Source organism: Segatella copri, from assembly GCF_019249795.2.
Taxonomy (GTDB): domain Bacteria; phylum Bacteroidota; class Bacteroidia; order Bacteroidales; family Bacteroidaceae; genus Prevotella; species Prevotella copri_B.
The window spans coordinates 2,975,188-2,992,378 of record NZ_CP156891.1; the positions used below are offsets into that span (position 1 = coordinate 2,975,188).

The 17,191-nt window shown below is 47.2% G+C and carries 16 protein-coding genes and 1 pseudogene; 11 read left to right on the plus strand and 6 right to left on the minus strand.

The features are described from left to right. Positions 1-8: 8 nt before the first annotated feature. The 4 genes from KUA48_RS12305 to KUA48_RS12320 form a co-directional block, all read right to left on the minus strand. On the minus strand, positions 9-449 hold the full coding sequence (locus tag KUA48_RS12305) for an FdtA/QdtA family cupin domain-containing protein (RefSeq protein WP_118254179.1): 441 nt from the start codon (positions 447-449) through the stop codon (positions 9-11). Positions 450-451: 2 nt separating this feature from the next. Beyond that, on the minus strand, positions 452-1,633 hold the full coding sequence (gene purT / locus KUA48_RS12310; protein WP_006847765.1) for a formate-dependent phosphoribosylglycinamide formyltransferase: 1,182 nt from the start codon (positions 1,631-1,633) through the stop codon (positions 452-454). Positions 1,634-1,687: 54 nt separating this feature from the next. Beyond that, complete coding sequence (locus KUA48_RS12315; RefSeq protein ID WP_022121486.1) at positions 1,688-2,311, minus strand: AAA family ATPase; 624 nt, start codon at positions 2,309-2,311, stop codon at positions 1,688-1,690. A 72-nt stretch (positions 2,312-2,383) separates the two neighbouring features. Next, positions 2,384-3,757, minus strand: coding sequence for an MATE family efflux transporter (locus tag KUA48_RS12320; RefSeq protein ID WP_215651724.1), 1,374 nt, complete (start codon positions 3,755-3,757; stop codon positions 2,384-2,386). Between the two features lie 270 nt (positions 3,758-4,027). Here KUA48_RS12320 and KUA48_RS12325 point away from each other — a divergent pair, with 270 nt between their 5' ends. The 5 genes from KUA48_RS12325 (at position 4,028) to KUA48_RS12345 (ending at position 9,363) form a co-directional block, all read left to right on the plus strand. After that, positions 4,028-5,482, plus strand: a complete 1,455-nt coding sequence (locus KUA48_RS12325; RefSeq protein WP_228112646.1) for a S8 family serine peptidase — start codon at positions 4,028-4,030, stop codon at positions 5,480-5,482. 93 nt (positions 5,483-5,575) lie between these two features. Beyond that, positions 5,576-6,877, plus strand: coding sequence for an exodeoxyribonuclease VII large subunit (gene xseA / locus KUA48_RS12330; RefSeq protein WP_218432317.1), 1,302 nt, complete (start codon positions 5,576-5,578; stop codon positions 6,875-6,877). Positions 6,878-6,966: 89 nt separating this feature from the next. Continuing rightward, positions 6,967-7,161 carry an exodeoxyribonuclease VII small subunit gene (gene xseB / locus KUA48_RS12335; protein WP_006847759.1) on the plus strand — a complete coding sequence of 65 codons (195 nt, stop codon included), beginning with the start codon at positions 6,967-6,969 and terminating at the stop codon, positions 7,159-7,161. Positions 7,162-7,693: 532 nt separating this feature from the next. Continuing rightward, positions 7,694-8,980 (plus strand): site-specific integrase, encoded by a 1,287-nt coding sequence (locus tag KUA48_RS12340; protein ID WP_153088252.1) that lies wholly within the window; start codon positions 7,694-7,696, stop codon positions 8,978-8,980. Continuing rightward, positions 8,977-9,363 (plus strand): hypothetical protein, encoded by a 387-nt coding sequence (locus KUA48_RS12345; RefSeq protein ID WP_153072768.1) that lies wholly within the window; start codon positions 8,977-8,979, stop codon positions 9,361-9,363. Before KUA48_RS12340 ends, KUA48_RS12345 begins: the two co-directional genes overlap by 4 nt. Before the next feature lie 720 nt (positions 9,364-10,083). Here the strand turns inward: KUA48_RS12345 and KUA48_RS12350 are convergent. Together KUA48_RS12350 and KUA48_RS12355 are read right to left on the minus strand one after the other, a co-directional pair. Then, positions 10,084-10,398: a helix-turn-helix domain-containing protein gene (locus KUA48_RS12350; protein ID WP_218432316.1), complete on the minus strand. Its 315-nt coding sequence runs from the start codon at positions 10,396-10,398 to the stop codon at positions 10,084-10,086. Positions 10,399-10,560: 162 nt separating this feature from the next. Continuing rightward, positions 10,561-10,848 (minus strand): helix-turn-helix domain-containing protein, encoded by a 288-nt coding sequence (locus KUA48_RS12355; protein WP_218432315.1) that lies wholly within the window; start codon positions 10,846-10,848, stop codon positions 10,561-10,563. A gap of 241 nt (positions 10,849-11,089) precedes the next feature. Between KUA48_RS12355 and KUA48_RS12360 the strand changes: the two genes are divergently transcribed. The 6 genes and pseudogenes from KUA48_RS12360 to KUA48_RS15725 all read left to right on the plus strand — a co-directional run. Further along, positions 11,090-11,389, plus strand: coding sequence for a helix-turn-helix domain-containing protein (locus KUA48_RS12360; RefSeq protein WP_072542294.1), 300 nt, complete (start codon positions 11,090-11,092; stop codon positions 11,387-11,389). A gap of 2 nt (positions 11,390-11,391) precedes the next feature. Beyond that, entirely contained in the window at positions 11,392-11,745 is a 354-nt protein-coding gene (locus KUA48_RS12365) for a helix-turn-helix domain-containing protein (RefSeq protein ID WP_371833698.1), read from the plus strand. Positions 11,746-11,776: 31 nt separating this feature from the next. Then, on the plus strand, positions 11,777-13,300 hold the full coding sequence (locus KUA48_RS12370) for a DUF4099 domain-containing protein (protein WP_217755912.1): 1,524 nt from the start codon (positions 11,777-11,779) through the stop codon (positions 13,298-13,300). 98 nt (positions 13,301-13,398) lie between these two features. Then, positions 13,399-15,555 (plus strand): type IA DNA topoisomerase, encoded by a 2,157-nt coding sequence (locus tag KUA48_RS12375; protein WP_217755913.1) that lies wholly within the window; start codon positions 13,399-13,401, stop codon positions 15,553-15,555. 148 nt (positions 15,556-15,703) lie between these two features. After that, entirely contained in the window at positions 15,704-16,258 is a 555-nt protein-coding gene (locus KUA48_RS12380; RefSeq protein ID WP_371833699.1) for a DUF1896 domain-containing protein, read from the plus strand. A 265-nt stretch (positions 16,259-16,523) separates the two neighbouring features. Continuing rightward, positions 16,524-17,135 (plus strand): annotated as a pseudogene (locus KUA48_RS15725) (N-6 DNA methylase); the annotation flags it as partial. Positions 17,136-17,191 lie beyond the last annotated feature (56 nt).

Below are 17,191 nucleotides of genomic sequence, written 5' to 3' on the forward strand. Positions count from 1 at the left end.
TTTTAGCGTTATTGATTCTCGGTCTTTGAGAGATTAGGACTTTGGGATGAACTGATGAATCTGAGATATTCGTCATATTCGCGTATGTAGTCTTCTTCCTCAAACTTGTGGGAAGCCAGAACCAGACACAATGAGCCGGAAGAGAAATCATCCAGTGTTCGCCAGATATTGACATCTACGAACAGTCCCTCCCAAGGGTGGTTAAGATGATAGGTCTTCTTCTGTTCTCCATTATCCAGTGTTACCGAAAAGGAACCGCTGGCTGCTATGATGAATTCCTGGCATTTCTTGTGAGCATGGCCACCGCGACTTTCTCCGCCCGGAACATCATAGGTCCAGTAGGTACGGGCAATGGCAAAGGGAATATGCGTCTCTCCCTCTGCCACTGTCAGGTTGCCTCTTGGGTCGAATATCTTGGGTAATGTGATAATTCTTCCTAATTCTTTCATGTCTATTTCTTCATGTATGGGTCGGTTCCCAATACAGTCTTTGCCAGACGCTTTGCCTTGTCGCGGAGCTGGTTGAGGTCATCGCCCTTTTCGCCGTAGCAGAGTACGACGCCCATGCGACGGCCTACGTGAGCCTCTGGCTTGCCGAAGATACGGATGCGGGTGTGGTCTTCCTTCAGGGCATCGAGCATATTGTAGTTTAATGGCTCGGTGCTTTCCTCTGGCGAGAGGATGACGGCAGAACAGCCGATGTGCTCCAGATGGATTCCGGCGATAGGCAAGCCCATCACGGCACGGAAGTGGAGCTCAAACTCGCTCAGGTTGGTGGTGTGACCGAGGGTTACCATACCTGTATCGTGTGGACGAGGACTCAACTCTGAGAAGATAACCTCGCCCTGCTTGCTCAGGAAGAACTCTACGCCCCAGAGACCGGCACCTGTCAATGCCTTGGTTACTTCGCCGGCAATGTGCTCAGCCTTCTTCAAAGCCTCTTCAGGAATCTGGAATGGCTGCCAACTCTCGCGGTAGTCGCCGCCCTTCTGTACGTGGCCTATAGGTGGACAGAAGAGGGTAGGACCGTCTTTCTGGGTGACGGTGAGCAGGGTGAACTCAGAATCGAAGTCGATAAATTCCTCGATGATTACTTCCTTCACGTCGCCACGACCTTCTTCCATTGCCTCCTTGTAAGCTTCCTTCAGTTCATCATCGTTGTGAACATAGCTCTGACCATGGCCGCTTGAACTCATCAGAGGTTTCACTACGCATGGGAAACCGATTTCATCGGCAGCGTTCTTAAACTCCTCGAAGGTCTTGGCATAGAAATACTTGGCGGTGCGCAGACCCAGTTCCTTGGCGGCAAGGTCGCGGATGGCACGGCGGTTCATGGTGTAGTTCACGGCACGGGCAGAAGGCACAACCTGGATGCCCTCCTTCTCGAAGTCGAAGAGTCGCTCGGTGCGGATAGCTTCAATCTCAGGCACGATGATGTCTGGGTGATGTTTCTCTACCACTGCGGTCAATGCGTCGCCATCGAGCATCGAGAACACTTCTCGCTCGTCGGCTACCTGCATGGCTGGTGCATTGTCATACTTGTCGCAAGCGATGACGTACTGTCCTGCTCGCTTTGCGGCGATGGTAAATTCTTTGCCCAGTTCGCCTGAGCCCAAAAGCATAATCTTCTTCATTTATATGATGTTTAATATTTTATGTCCCTAAAATAAATCACTAATCACTAATAATTAATCACTAAGTCCGAACTTCTTTCTGATAAATTCTGCGATAAACTTCTCTGTTTCTTCGATTCCCAGATGGCTGCTGTTGATGCAGAGGTCGTAGCTCTCGCTGTGTCCCCACTTCTTGCCTGTATAGTAATCGTAGTAAGAGGCGCGCTGCTCCTCGTGGCTTTCGATGAACTTGCGGGCGGAGGCTCTGTCGATGTCCTTTCGCTTGCACACTGCCTTAATGCGGTCGTCGATATTGGCGGTGATGAAGATATTAATCACATTCTTGTAATCACGCAGCACATAGTCAGCGGTTCTGCCCACGAACACGCAGTTGCCCTCATCGGCAGCCTTTCTGATAGCGTCGCTCTGGAACTTGTACAGACCTTCCTGCGAGAAGTCGTTGTGATAGAAATTGTTATCGCTCAGGAAGGGCAGATGGGTATGGAAGAGAGACTTGAAGAATCCCTTCTGCTCATCGTTCTGCTCGAAGAATTTCTCAGAGAATCCACTCTCCTTGGCGGCAAGATTCAGCAGCTCACGGTCGTAACATTTGCAACCGAAATCCTCCGCCAGCTTCTCGGCGATGATATGCCCGCCGCTACCTATCTGGCGACCTACGTTTATGATAATCTTATTCATAATCTTTAGTTTGTAGTTTATAATTTATAGCATGAACCGCCTATGGCAATCTTGCTAAACGGCTAAGCCCTATTAACTATTAACTTTTAGCTGTTCTTGGTGTTGTCTTTTCAGCTTGTTCATGTACCACATCATTACGACTCCGGCGATGACTGCGGCAGCGAAGTCGGAGATAGGCATACTGTACCATACTCCATCAATGTCCCATATCATCGGCAGGAAAGCCAGGAGCGGCAGAAGGATGAGCAACTGTCTCGACAAGGAGAGGAAGATACTGATCTTCACCTTTCCGATGCACTGGAAGAAGTTGGTGATAACCATCTGGAACCCGATGACCGGGAAGCAGAACATCACTACTCTGATCGCCTTAATGCCCAAGTCTATCAGTTGCTTATCGGTTGTAAACAGTCGTGCGCAGTAGTAAGGCAGGAACATCGCTATCAGCCAGCCCGTTACCATGATGGCGGTGGCGGCAATGATGCTCAGGTTCAGTACGCGAATCAGCCGGTCCAGTTTCTGGGCTCCATAGTTGTATCCGGCTATAGGCTGCATTCCCTGGTTTACGCCAAACACGAACATCACGAACACCATCGCAATACCATTGGCTATTCCGTAGGCTCCCACGGAGAGGTCGCCTCCGAACCGCACCAGCTGGTTGTTGATGAAGATGACGATGATGCAGGCGCACACGTTCATCAGGAAAGGCGAAATGCCGATGGCAAGGATATTATCCACGAGTTTCCTCTTCAGTTTGTAGATGCCTTTCTTGAAGTGGAGCAGCTCATTCTTGTTGCTGAAGAGCTTGATTTGCCACATCAGCGCCATCAACTGCGAAAGGATGGTGGCGATGGCGGCTCCCTGTATTCCCCATTTGAAGACGAGGATGAAGAGCGCATCGAGTATCACGTTCATCATCACCGTAAAGATGGTGGCAAACATCGCCTGCTTGGGCTTGCTCGCTGCTCGGAGCAGAGCATTCATACCGAAATACATGTGGCTCACCACATTGCCCAGCAGGATGATGACCATATACTCATGGGCATAGATGAGCGTCTGGTCGCTGGCTCCGAAGAATCTCAGGATAGGGTCGAGGAAGAGCAGACAGATGATGCTCAATCCGATACCGATGATGAGATTCAGAGAAATTGTGTTACCCAGAATGTTTTGCGCTGTGGCATAGTCTTTTTGTCCCAACTTCACGCTGATGGCAGTAGACGCTCCTACGCCCACACCGGCTCCGAAAGCGGCGGTGAGGTTCATGAAGGGGAAGGTGATGGCGAGACCTGAGATGGCCATGGCTCCCACACCCTGACCGATGAATACTCGGTCAACGATGTTGTAGAGTGAGGCGGCGGTCATCGCAATCATCGCTGGCAGGGCGTACTGAACGAGCAGCTTGCCCACCGGCTTCGTACCTAATTCTAATGTCGCTTGTTTATTTTCCATTTATATCTGTTTTTTCCTCATAGCCGCTCGCCCTGCTTCTTTCAGAATGCAATTGCAGCGGCTACTTGTCTGCAAAAGTACAAAAAATATCTGATACCTTATTATATATATGAGAAAAACTTGCATTTCATGATAAAAACTTCCCTTTTCCTTTGGTGTTTTCGTACAATTTCTGTACTTTTGCACTTCAGAATAAACAATTCAACTCATTAACAAATGCAATACAAAAATATTGCAGCAACAACAATAACAAACCGGACTACCGATATAATGATGAAAAAATATTTGATGCTTTATGCATTTTTAATGACCGCTCTTTCTTTGTTTGCTCGCGAAGACAGGGTTAGCAATTTTGAGCAACTGATGCGGTTGCCCCGCATCGCCGAAACCGATATGGTGTCGTATCCGGGAGGCAAGTGTATGATGTATCGTCTTTATCTCAGAGACAAAGACCTTAGTCACACTCCCTTTTCGGTAAGTCGCCCTGCAGATTTTCTCTCTCCCCGTTCCATAGAGCGCAGAAAGAGACAGAATCTGCCCATCGATGTTACCGATTTGCCTGTGGCTCCTGCTTATGAGCAGGCTGTAAGCGAGGCAGGCATCGAGATTGTGGGCAAAAGCAAGTGGAACAATACCCTGCTGGTCCGCATTCATAAGGAGAAGGAACTACGGAAACTGGATGAACTCGATTTCATCACCCGGAAGATGAAGGTCTTCTCTGCTCCCGATTCTGTCAGTCAGCGCGTCAGAAGTAGCGTTCGCAGGGGATTGAACGATTGGACTGGTGGAGTAGGCGAATATGGTGCTGCCGATGCGCAGATCCAGTCGCTCAACGGCAAGCGGCTGCATAGAACCGGACATTTGGGCAAAGAAATGATGATTGCTGTCTTCGACGGCGGATTCATGAATGTGGATAAGATTCCGGCGCTGCATAATATCAGATTGGCGGGCATTAGGGACTTTGTGGTTCCTCAATCCAAGAATATTTTCGCCGAGATGGAGCATGGAACGATGGTGCTTTCTACGATGGCTGCCAACGAACCCGAAAGATTCGTGGGGGTGGCACCTGAGGCTCAATATCTGCTGGTGCGCTGTGAAGATGAGCGCACAGAGAGTCTGGCAGAAGAGGATTACTGGGCTTTTGCGGCTGAATATGCTGATAGTTGCGGCGTGGATGTCATCAACTCTTCGTTAGGCTATCATGGCTTCGATGATGCGTCTACCAACCATCATTATTATGAGCAGGACGGTAATTCTACCCTCATCTCCCGCACCGCTTCGATGTGTGCTGACAAGGGAATCATCTGTGTCAATTCTGCAGGAAACGACGGAATGGGAAGCTGGAAGAAAATCAATTTCCCTGCCGATGCACGCAATATCCTTACCGTGGGCAGCGTAAACGAAATGGGCGAGAATGCGGCTTTCAGTGCCGTGGGACCTACTGCTGACGGCAGAATCAAGCCTGATGTGATGGCTTACGGAAGTCCTACCTGTGTGATTACGGGCCGTGGAAATATCATCAATGATAACGGAACGTCTTTCTCTTCTCCGCTCATCGCCGGAATGGTAGCGTGTCTCTGGCAGGCTTTGCCTCAGAAGACGGCTAAGCAGATTATGAAACTCGTGAGATTGGCTGGTAATAATCAGCATCATCCCGATAATGTATTCGGATATGGTGTGCCTGATTTCTGGAAGGCTTATCAGACGGGAAAAGCGATCAAGTAGTTAATAGTTGATAGTTTATAGTTAATAGGGCAAACTTGCTCTGCTAGCTATAAACTTTCAACTATAAACTGTAAACTTTAAACAGTAAACAGCATGGAACGACTTCGATTATCACTTTTTGAATTAAACTCCATGGTCCGTGAGGTCATTTCGATGTCCTTGCCCGACAGCTATTGGGTGGAAGCGGAACTCTCCGAGGCTCGCGAGGGCTACGGAGGGCACTGCTATCTGGAACTCATCGAGAAGGATGAGCGGTCTAATACGCCCATTGCCAAGGCGCATGCCTCCTGCTGGCGAAACCGATGGATGTTCATCAAACCGAATTTCGAGCGCATCACCGGACAGCGCATTCATGCCGGAATGAAAGTACTGCTCAAGGTACACGCGCAGTTTCATGAGAACTATGGCTTCTCCTGGATAGTAGATGATATTGACCCTAACTATACGATGGGCGATATGGCGCGCAAGCGGCTGGAAATCATCAATACGCTGAAAGCAGAGGGCGTATTCGAACTGCAGAAGGAGTTGGTGCTCCCGATGTTCTGCCAGCGCATCGCCGTCATTTCCAGCGCTACGGCAGCAGGTTATGGTGATTTCTGCAACCAGCTTGCCGATAACGATTATGGTCTGCAGTTTCAAACCCGCCTCTTTCCGGCTACGATGCAGGGCGAGGGGGTAGAGCAGAGTGTGATAGCTGCCCTCGACAGTATCAATGCCGAATGGGAACAGTTTGACTGCGTAGTCATCATCCGAGGCGGTGGCGCTACGAGCGATCTCTCTGGTTTCGACACCCTGGCGCTTGCCGAGAATGTGGCAAACTTCCCGCTGCCTATCATCACGGGAATAGGACATGAAAGGGACGAGAGTGTGCTGGATATGATTTCTTTCCAGCGTGTAAAGACACCGACAGCCGCTGCCGCCTTCCTCGTTAATCATCTTACTGAGGTTTATGCCCGTGTGGTGAATGCGCAAGAGGCTATCGTGCAGAATGTGAAGCACCGTCTGCAGGTGGAGAAGATGAGGCTCGACAGATTGAGCAACACGATTCCTGTTCAGTTTTCGCTGGTGAAGACGAAGCAGGGAGCTTATCTCGACCGCTTGATGAGCCGTTTAAGCACAAATGTCCAGTCGAAACTATCGGAGGCCCAGCGCCATTTCGAGATTCTTTCTCAGAATATTCAGCCGATATTGGAAAGGAAGATGCTCAACGAGAGTCATCGTCTGCAGCTTCTTTCCCAGCGCATTCAGGCACAAGACCCCGAATTGTTGCTGAAACGTGGCTACAGCATCACGCTGAAAGATGGCAAAAGTATCCGTTCTGCCTCGCAACTGAAGTCTGGCGACATCATCGAAACGAGGTTTGCCGAGGGCAGCGTGAAGGTAAAAGTTGAATAATAGTTTATAATTTATAGTTAATAGTTTATACCTATCTGGCTAAACGGCGAAGCCGCTATAAACTATTAACTCTTAACTAAAATAGGATTATGGAAAAAGAAGAAATGAAATACGAACAAGCCGTAAGAGAGCTTGAAGAAATCGTAGAAAGAATGGAGAATGATGAACTCGATATTGATCAGCTCTCCGAGCAGTTGAAACGTGCCAAAACTTTGGTGAAACTCTGTAAAGACAAACTCACCAAGACTGATGAGGAAATCAAGAAACTCCTCAGCGAGGATTGATTTACGATAAGCAGAAACTTGTTGGAAATTGTAGAAGAAAGTTGAATTTTCGCACACGGATCTCACGGATTTTGGCTCCTTCGGAGTTTTGGCTGTGAGGCTTAGTGAGTACCGTCGCTTGCAACGAAGAAGATCCGTGTGCGACTTAAATACCATCCGTAAATATGATACTTAGGCATCGAAAACGAGTTATAAAAAGTGATTGAAAGAAGAATGAGGAAAGTTTACTGATTATCAGTTACTTTCCTCATTTTGATTAAAAGAGATGACGACAAACGAAGACGGAAATATGACAAGATGAGACAGAGGAACGTTACCAACTCGTAACCTATACTTTTGAATGGTACGATTCGAGTTTTGAAGAATGATGTAGGTTATATATAGTAAGGGAATGTTCTGATATATAGTGAGTTGCTAATGAGAAACGTAAGTTTTTTGTTGATAAACGAAAATTGTGGCGTTCTGCGGTGATTTGCGTGGCAAGAAAAGACTCTTCAGATATTAATTTTGTACGCAAAAAAAGAATGAAGTTATGAAGAGTACATTTTCAATTATCTTCTACCTCAAAAGACAGGTAGTTAAGAAAGACGGTACAGTCCCAGTCATGGGACGTATCACAGTGGACGGAACACAGGCACAGTTCAGTTGTAAGGTGACGGCAAATCCAAAATTGTGGGACACCAAGGGCGGACGCATGACAGGAAAAAGTATGCTGGCATTGGAGGTGAACCGCAAGCTGGACAAGATGCGTGTGAGTATCAACAAGCATTATCAAGAGATTCTTGACAGAGACAATTATGTGACAGCCGAGAAGGTGAAGAATGCTTTTCTTGGATTGGAATATCGCTGTCAGACTTTGCTGAAGGTTTATGCTCAGTACAATGAGGATTATGAGAAACTCTATAAAGCGGGTATGCGCTCTTGGGGTTCCCTTAGAAGATATAGATGCGTGTACCGTCATCTACAGGAGTTCTTGCAGAGTCGTTATCATGTCAACGACATATCTCTTAAAGAACTGACTCCTGCTTTTATTACGGATTTTGAAGCTTTTCTGCGCACAGATAAACATTTGTGCGAAAATTCTCTGTCAGTGTATATGCTGCCATTGCGAACAATGGTGTTCAGAGCGATAGATAATGGATGGTTAACGAGAGATCCTTTCCATGACTATAAGGTGCCGAAAGTAGAGACAACTCGTGGATTTCTGACGAAAGAGGAGATTCATCTGTTGATGAATGCTGAGTTGAAAAGAAAGACCATGCAATTGATAAGAGACCTGTATCTGTTCTGTTGCTTTACGGGATTGTCGTTTGCAGATTTGAAAAATCTGAAAGAGGAACATATACAGACATTCTTTGATGACAGTGAATGGATAATGATCGATAGACAAAAGACGGGTGTGAGATCTACCATCAAATTGTTGGATTATCCAAAATCCATCATGGAGAAATACAGAGGACTATGTGCGGATGGACGAATCTTTCCAGTGCCATGCTATTCTGATTGTCGTGGCATTCTGCTTCGCGTGGCGAAAAGATGTGGCATTACGAAGCACCTGACCTGGCACATGAGTCGCCATACGATGGCTACGGAGATTTGTCTCACCAATGGTGTGCCAATAGAAACGGTGAGTTCGATATTGGGACATAAGAATATTAAAACAACACAAATTTACGCAAAAATAACTAAGGAAAAGTTGAATAAGGACATGGATAAGTTATCTTTGCAACTAAATCATATCGAGGAGTATATGGGACATGTAGAACAGAGTGTTGAAAATGACAAGAGTAATCAAATTTCTAAACAAGACGAAGTATGAAAAGGCAGGTGATAACAATACAGGAGGACATGGTCATCTACGCACCTCATCATGGTGAGGTGTGGATGACTGCGTGGGAAATAGCGGAGCTGTTCTATGTTTCGGGTATAACAGTGAGAAATACGATTAAACGTATTTTCAAACAGGGAGTCTTGAAAGAATTTGAGACATATCGCCATATCAAGTTGGAAAATGGAAACTCCGCTGATGTGTATAATCTGGAAATGGTTATGGCGATCGCCTTTCAAATGGATACTTTCCAAGCGAAGCTGTTCAGAGAATGGTTGGTTGGGAAGATTGTTCATAAAGAGCAGAATGCTTGCTTTCAAGGGCAGCATGGACAGGCTGTCATTGTTGTTATGAATGGGCATGAAAAGTATTAGTTAAGAAAAATACAGCTTTTGTATGATGCGAATTTAAAACAGTGTTGAGCTATTTCTAACATAGTTTGACACTGTTTTTTTTGTAAATGCTATAATAAAGTATTCCAAGAAATATATGTAAATGTGACAAATTGTCTTATGATAAGACCCTATATGGGAAGAAATGTCTTTGGCATATATTGTGTATAGATTAAAAATTAGTGTCACGGCACTCGCTTGTTGTAAAATCTGTATGAGGGTTAGGCGAAAAAGTTTACCAATTCTTAAAAAATGGTGGAGCTTCAACTCCATATAAAAGGGAAGTAAACATGTTGAACAAAAATTTAAAGTTATGGGCATAAAACCAGGACCAAAGAGAATTGCGGTTTCTACGGGAAAGCCTGATCGTCGTCAAAGAGACAACAAAGACACTCCAGGAAACACCCCTTCTTTGAAACCACATATTCACAAGAAAGGAGATTAAACTCCGTAAAAAAAACGGATGCCTTTGATAGCATCCGTATGTAGATTTAAAATGTTTTTACTTAATCCTTGTTGCAGCAAGGTTAAGAGTCTTTTAAAGGCAACTGCCAGTTTGACACTATGGCGGTTGCTTTTTCTTTATAAGAAACGGAATACAAATGAATATATTGTGTATACCTTTCTTATTTTTTAATAATCCTTTTATACCCACATTACAATTGAGATATTGCTCTATATTGCGTTTGGAAGCATTTATTCTCATTTGACGGTGCCGTCAATTATGGGTTTACGATAGTTGGTGGTGAGGAGGGACTGGATCTCGGATTCGGGATAGAGGGTCTTGCCACAGAGGATGATGTAAGGCAGGATGCCTTGCTTGCGATATTCTTGCAAGGTGCGGCGACTGAGCTTCAAGTGTTCGGAGAGTTCTTTGTCGGTGAGGTATCGCTCACCGTCCAAAGGTGGGCTGTAGGACTCGATGAAGGAAGACAGCCAGTTGTTGGCTTTCTTCAATGACTGCATGGCGGTGTCTATCGACTCGCTCTCATGCGTCAAAAGTTGGTTCATGTTCATTGCTTACAAATTGGATTAAGTGGTGAATAAAATATCTAGTGTTTGCTCGCCCAAGGTGAAGTTTTCGACTTCGCCTTGGGCGAATTTCGTTCTATACCAACCCGAATTGATTCTCAATATCAATCGGAAAATTAATATCAAACAGAGCTGTTTCGTTCTATGCTATACCGATTTGATGCGGGCAATCAGTGGAACGATGGCCTTGACTTCGTCGGGATTGTAATAGAACTTGCGACCGATTTGGGTGTGTCCCAGGAAACGGCGGTCGCGTAATTTCTGTAATGTGCGGGGGCTGATGCGCAGCTGCTGACAGACCTCAGATCCTGTGAGCCACTGGTTGAGACGCTTGCCGTTTGCCTTGTGCTTCAACAACTCTACCTTTTGTACTAAGGCATCGTATCTTGCCATCATCAAGTCGAATGCCTTCTTTTCCATTGTTACTACTTCCATGTTCTTGATTTTTATGGGTTTGACATTTTCGGCTGCGAAGATACGACACGAATTAGGAAAAACAATGAAAATGGAGATTTGTGGCAGTGCTTTTCCGTCGTTTGCTGACCGATAGGCAAGTAATTCAAGAAAATTATACGTGGGTCATTAATGAGTTGTTAAACGGGTATTTCGCAAATGATTAATTTTGCCACCGAGAAATCAAAACAGCAAAGTTTGTAACATTTAAAACGGAATCAAAATGGAAGTAATAACAATGGAAAGTTCAGCCTTTAAGATGCTGACAGAACAGATTGCCGACGTGGCAAAGTTGGTAGCTCTCATATATTCCAATGCGCGAGAAAATACCAAAAGAAGAAGCATGGAACTTGTGCTGACAAGCAGTGATGCTGCAAGAATACTTGGGATAAGCAAGCGAACCCTGCAGCGCTTGCGCTCTACCAACAGTATCGAGTACTTCATGGTGCGCGGACAATGCAGATACAGCATCAACGCTGTACAGAAATTGATTGAGGAACGAACCATTGCCAAGGAGACATGAGTATGGAAGATGGAACATTGAGACGATTGGAATTATATCTGCATGACCTGCACAAGAAGATTGACGGCATCTATGACATGCTGATGTTGAGACATGAGCGAAGCGGAGAGGACAAGGGATGCTCTGGCATCAACGAGAAATTGCTCGACAATCAGGATCTCTGTCTTCTGTTTCAAATCTCTCCCCGTTCCCTGCAACGCTACCGCAGTCTAGGAGTGCTTCCCTACAAGCGGCTGGGACAGAAGACCTACTACACGGAGGAAGACGTGAAGCAATTTATCAAGAACAACGTGAAGGATTTCAATCAGGAGAATGTGGAGCATTACTTGACTCGCATTCATCAGAAATTCAAATAACAACAGTATTCACCATTAAAAATTTACAATTATGGTACAAAAGAAAAAGAGTGATGAACAGGACGTGCTGGTAGTCCGTGACGAGAAGACGGGCGAGATCAGCGTCGTCGCCGGACTCAGCAGAGACGGCACCCCGAAGCGAGCGCCCGCCAAGGCGGAGAACACGCCCGACTTCCTGCGTTTTGACCGCAACAGTGACTTGATGGACAGTTTCTTCAGAAACTTCTACCGCCAGTGCAAGGAACCAAGCCGATTCGGATTCTACCGCATAGCGGCAGACCAGGTGGAAAACCTGCTTGGCGTGATGAAGGAGTTGCTGAAAGATCCGGAGGCTAACAAGGAGATTCTTTCCGCCCACAAGGTTGACACCTCCAATTATGAGAAAGAGGCAAAGCAATCGGAAGGTCAGGCGAAAGAAACCGCATCATCGGACGATGCGTCCAAGACGCAAGCTAACACAGAAAAAGAGAATGTATCATCTGAACAAACCAACGAAAAAAAGAACGATATGGAACAGAAACCAGAACAGACCGCAACCGAACAGCAGGCACAGACCGCTGCGGGAAGCAAGCAGAACCTCATCGGTAATGACGATGTGAACCTGCAGGAACTTGGTGCCAAATATGGCATAGACTTCAACAATATGAATGAGAAGGATATGAAAGCCCTGCTCAACTACGGCAAGACGGGGCTTGTGATTGTGAAGCCGACCTTCGGTGGTGAACAGATAGAGATACAGGCCCGTCTGTCATTCCGCAAGGACGATAACGACCAGTTGCAACTCGTGCCGCATTTCGTGCGCAACGAGCCTAAACTCGATGTCGCTTACAAAGGCTATACCTTCACTCCAGAGGACAAGAAGAACCTGTTGCAGAACGGTAACCTCGGAAAGGTTGTGGATTTCCCCGACAAGAATACAGGTGAGCTGCGTCCTCATTTTATCAGTATCGACCGTCTCACCAATGAGATTGTTGACATCCCTACCAACAAGGTGCGCATACCCGATACAATCGGCAAGACACCTATTACCAAGGACGACAAGAGAGTGCTCTACTCAGGTATTCCGCTTCGCAAGGAGATTGAGCTTGCCAACGGGCGCAAGTTTACACCGCTGCTGCAGGTGAATGTGGAACAGCGTGGCGTGGAGTTCGTGCCTGGCAGCACAAGACAGGAGCAAGGTCAGAAACAGAATGGAGACAAGAAGCAAACCGCTGACAAGCAGGAGCAGAAGGCAGAAGGTGATGCGGGCGGTCAGAAGAAGCAGCAAGATCCCAACCACTGGCTCAATGAGGATGGGACCATCCGCCGACTCAACACCTATTTCAAGAAGGAACTGACCGAGCAGCAGAAGGACGACTACGTGGCAGGCAAGACCATCGAGATCAAGGAAGTGCCGAACAAGAACGGCAGCGGTACCTATACCGCCTACGTGAAGTTCGACTTCGACAAGATGCAGCCACGTTCCTACCGCAACAATCCAGACCTCAAACAGGCGAAGGAACAGAACGCAGAGGAACAGAAGCCAAAGAGAAAGGCAAGAAGCGTGAAGATGTAGTTGCCGCCACTTGATCCACAGAGTTAATCATCCATCATAACAACCGACATCTGCGGCCGTCTATCCCACGGTTGCGGATGTCACAAAAACAACAGACAATGAAGACAATCATCGCAGAGAAACCAAGCGTAGCCAAGGAAATCGCCCACATTGTAGGAGCTGACAAGCGTGAGGAAGGCTATATGCAGGGCAATGGCTATTATGTGACATGGGCATTCGGACATTTAGTGCAGCCTGCCATGCCGGAAACCTACGGCATGAAGGGATTCCATGCAGAGAATCTGCCTGTGATTCCCGACCCGTTCGTTCTTGTTCCCCGACAAGTCAAGACAGAGAACGGCTACAAACCAGATGCAGGTGTGCTTGCCCAGATTAAAATTATCGGCAAGCTGTTTGACAGCAGTGAGCGCATTATCGTAGCAACCGATGCCGGACGTGAGGGAGAGTTGATTTTCCGATACCTCTATGCGTATCTCGGTTGCCAGAAACCTTTCGACCGTCTCTGGATCAGTTCGCTTACGGACACCGCCATCCGTGAGGGACTTCTGAACCTCAGGGACGGCAAGGAGTATGACAATCTCTATCATGCAGCCAAGGCAAGAAGCGAAGCTGACTGGCTCGTCGGCATCAACGGCACACAAGCCCTGACGATAGCCGCAGGACGTGGCACCTATTCCGTAGGTCGTGTGCAGACTCCGACCCTTGGCATGGTGTGCGAACGCTATTGGGAACACAAGCGTTTCGAGTCGAAACCGTTCTGGCAGGTACACTTCGGTGTGGTTGATGCAGACAGTGGCAATATACTGAAGTTCACATCTGCCAACCGATGGACAGACAAAGCCACCGCAACCGATATATATAATAAGGTGAAAGATACCGGTTCTGCCATCATCACAAAGGTCGTAACCAAGCGAAAGGTGGAGAAGGCACCGCTCCTTTACGACCTTACCACCTTGCAGAAAGAAGCCAACTCCCAGCATGGCTTCACGGCAGAGCATACACTCTCCATCGCCCAGAAACTCTACGAGGCAAAGTTCATCACCTATCCAAGAACATCAAGCCGCTATATCTCGGATGATGTATTTGCCACCCTTCCCAAACTCTTCAAGAATCTGGAGAATCATTCGGAATATGGAGAGAAAGTGAAACTCTTGCCTGGCAGTGAGGACTACAGCAAGAACAGCGTGAATGCCGTCAAGGTGACCGATCACCATGCCCTGCTCATCACAGAAAATGCAGCCATTGGTCTTTTCAAGGACGAGAAAACTGTTTATGACATGATATTGTGCCGGATGATTGAAGCGTTCTCGGCAGACTGCATCAAGGACATCACATCAGTATCGGCGCAAGTGGATCATGAAGTTGAGTTTGGCATCAGTGGCTCCATCATCCGACAGACTGGTTGGCGAACGTTGTTGTTCAAGGAAAAGAACAACAGGCTGGACAAGGATGCAGACGCAACAGACAATGAGGTCAAGGATCAAGTCATTCCCAACTGGCAAGAAGGACAGCATATCACTCTTTCTGGCTGCACCATCACGGAGGGCAAGACCAAACCAAAGCCATTGCATACGGAATCCACATTGCTTGCAGCAATGGAGACCGCAGGCAAAGAGATAGAAGATGATACGATGCGCCAGGCAATGAAGGACTGCGGTATTGGCACACCTGCCACACGTGCCGCCATCATCGAAACCCTGCTCAAACGAGAGTATATGGTGCGCCAGCAGAAGAAACTTGTGCCGACGGAAAAAGGACTCGCCCTGCATTCCGTGGTGAAGAACATGGCGATTGCCAATGTGGAGATGACGGGCAAATGGGAGGCGGAACTTGCCAAGATTGAACGAGGTGAAGCAAGTGCAGACGGGTTCACCCATAGTATCGAAGGCTATACCCGTGAAATCACTGCGGAATTGTTAGGTTGTGACAGACTTTTCAGCCACAAGGATTCCGGCTGCCAGTGTCCTAAATGCAAGCAAGGTACCATGCAGTTCTTCGGAAAGGTAGTAAGATGCAGCAACAAGGAGTGCGGTATGCCAGTGTTCAAGCAGGTAGCAGGAAAATTGCTCACTGATGCCGACATCACCGACTTGCTCACCAAGGGCAAGACCAGAACGCTCAATGGTTTCACTAGCAAGCAAGGCAAATCGTTCTCCGCAGCCATTGCCTTTGACGAGAATTTCAACACGAAATTCGTCTTTGCAGAGCGCAAAACAACAGAAAAGCGAGGAAATGTGAAGAGATACAAGAAATAGTTGGTACCTTTGCCACCGAAACATGGTTCATAAATGGTGTCTTTGCAGTTTCACTGCGAAGATAGGCTTCGGCTCAGCAATAAAAGCAAGCTTTATTGCGTTCGCCTTGCACTATCTTTATTAGATGCTTTTATTTACTGTGGATTAAGTGGCGGCACTCGGAGGGATACCGAGTGCCTTTTTCTTGCTTTCACACAAACATCAACCGCCATCCACGGTTTATTATTCACCACTTAATCCATTCAACAGACAAATGAACAGAAAGAAACAGGCACAGACAGAGCTGTCCTATTACGGACTGTACCTCTTGAACCACCTCAGGGAGAACCGTTTCCCACAAGCCAGCGATGCGGACTTTATCCGCGAACGTGCAGACCATGCCGCAGAAGTATATGAGCAGGCACGGCGTGATGCCCTCTTTGCCGATGCGGCACAAGAGCTTGCCATGTCAGCATTGCTGAAAGGTCTCCGCTTTTCCAAGTACAGTATCCTGTACGATGTTGTTGACCGTGAGTTTCCCCTGGAGGTAGCAGTAGAAGATCAGGAAGCGTTTGTCAAGCACCTCCTGCCTCTGGTTGACAACGTGTATTCCATTTACGACCTCACCGATGACGATTTTGCCCAGTCACCGGACTATGACCAGCTCTATACAGAGTTGACTGGAGCCGTAGCCCTTTTTATTGAGTCAAATGGCGTACAATAGAAAACAACGTCTGAACGACAACATCAAGGCGATAGAGACGGCATTCATCCTTGACAGGGAACAGCGCACGCCGACCGCCCGTGAGCGTCTCCTTCTGGAGCGCTACTGCGGATTTGGGGGATTGAAGTGCATCCTGAACCCTGCCAGGGAACTGGCGGATGCCGTCCATTGGGCAAAGTCAGACCTTGAATTGTTTGCTCCAACAGTGGAGCTGCATAGACTTATCCGTGAAAACAGCAAGAATGAAAGCGAGTACAAACAGTTGATGGACAGTCTGAAACAGTCTGTCCTCACGGCATTCTACACGCCGTCAGCCGTTACGGAGGCTCTGACGGATGTGTTGAAAGAGCATCAGATTATCCCCGAAAAGGTGCTTGAACCCTCGGCAGGCATCGGTGCCTTTGTCGATTCCGTCTTGGATAACAATCCCAAGGCAGACATTATGGCATTTGAAAAAGACCTGCTTACGGGAAAGATACTCCGCCATCTGCACCCGGAGCAGAAAGTGCGCATAGAGGGATTCGAGAAGATAGAAAAGCCTTTCAATGACTACTTCGACCTCGCCATCTCAAATATTCCTTTTGGCGATGTTGCCGTGTTTGATCCGTCCTATACAGCCATGAAAGGCATGAGGGCACTTGTCACCAGACGCATACACAACTACTTCTTTGTCAAGGCTCTTGATACGGTAAGGGATGGTGGGTTGGTTGCCTTCATCACCTCACAAGGCGTATTGAATGCCAAAAACAACAGTGCCGCGCGTTTTATGATGCTCTATCATGCAGATCTCGTGTCAGCGATTCGTCTTCCCAACAACCTGTTCACGGAAAATGCCAATACGGAAGTGGGCAGTGACCTCATCATCCTCCAGAAAAACAGCCAAAAGGAGTCGCTGCGAGGAGACGACAATCTGCTTGATACCGTCTATAATGA

Coding starts and splice junctions, on each gene's coding strand:
- KUA48_RS12305 (WP_118254179.1), bottom strand. CDS start 449: ATGAAAGAATTAGGAAGAATTATCACATTACCCAAGATATTCGACCCA.
- purT (WP_006847765.1), bottom strand. CDS start 1,633: ATGAAGAAGATTATGCTTTTGGGCTCAGGCGAACTGGGCAAAGAATTT.
- KUA48_RS12315 (WP_022121486.1), bottom strand. CDS start 2,311: ATGAATAAGATTATCATAAACGTAGGTCGCCAGATAGGTAGCGGCGGG.
- KUA48_RS12320 (WP_215651724.1), bottom strand. CDS start 3,757: ATGGAAAATAAACAAGCGACATTAGAATTAGGTACGAAGCCGGTGGGC.
- KUA48_RS12325 (WP_228112646.1), top strand. CDS start 4,028: ATGATGAAAAAATATTTGATGCTTTATGCATTTTTAATGACCGCTCTT.
- xseA (WP_218432317.1), top strand. CDS start 5,576: ATGGAACGACTTCGATTATCACTTTTTGAATTAAACTCCATGGTCCGT.
- xseB (WP_006847759.1), top strand. CDS start 6,967: ATGGAAAAAGAAGAAATGAAATACGAACAAGCCGTAAGAGAGCTTGAA.
- KUA48_RS12340 (WP_153088252.1), top strand. CDS start 7,694: ATGAAGAGTACATTTTCAATTATCTTCTACCTCAAAAGACAGGTAGTT.
- KUA48_RS12345 (WP_153072768.1), top strand. CDS start 8,977: ATGAAAAGGCAGGTGATAACAATACAGGAGGACATGGTCATCTACGCA.
- KUA48_RS12350 (WP_218432316.1), bottom strand. CDS start 10,398: ATGAACATGAACCAACTTTTGACGCATGAGAGCGAGTCGATAGACACC.
- KUA48_RS12355 (WP_218432315.1), bottom strand. CDS start 10,848: ATGGAAGTAGTAACAATGGAAAAGAAGGCATTCGACTTGATGATGGCA.
- KUA48_RS12360 (WP_072542294.1), top strand. CDS start 11,090: ATGGAAGTAATAACAATGGAAAGTTCAGCCTTTAAGATGCTGACAGAA.
- KUA48_RS12365 (WP_371833698.1), top strand. CDS start 11,392: ATGGAAGATGGAACATTGAGACGATTGGAATTATATCTGCATGACCTG.
- KUA48_RS12370 (WP_217755912.1), top strand. CDS start 11,777: ATGGTACAAAAGAAAAAGAGTGATGAACAGGACGTGCTGGTAGTCCGT.
- KUA48_RS12375 (WP_217755913.1), top strand. CDS start 13,399: ATGAAGACAATCATCGCAGAGAAACCAAGCGTAGCCAAGGAAATCGCC.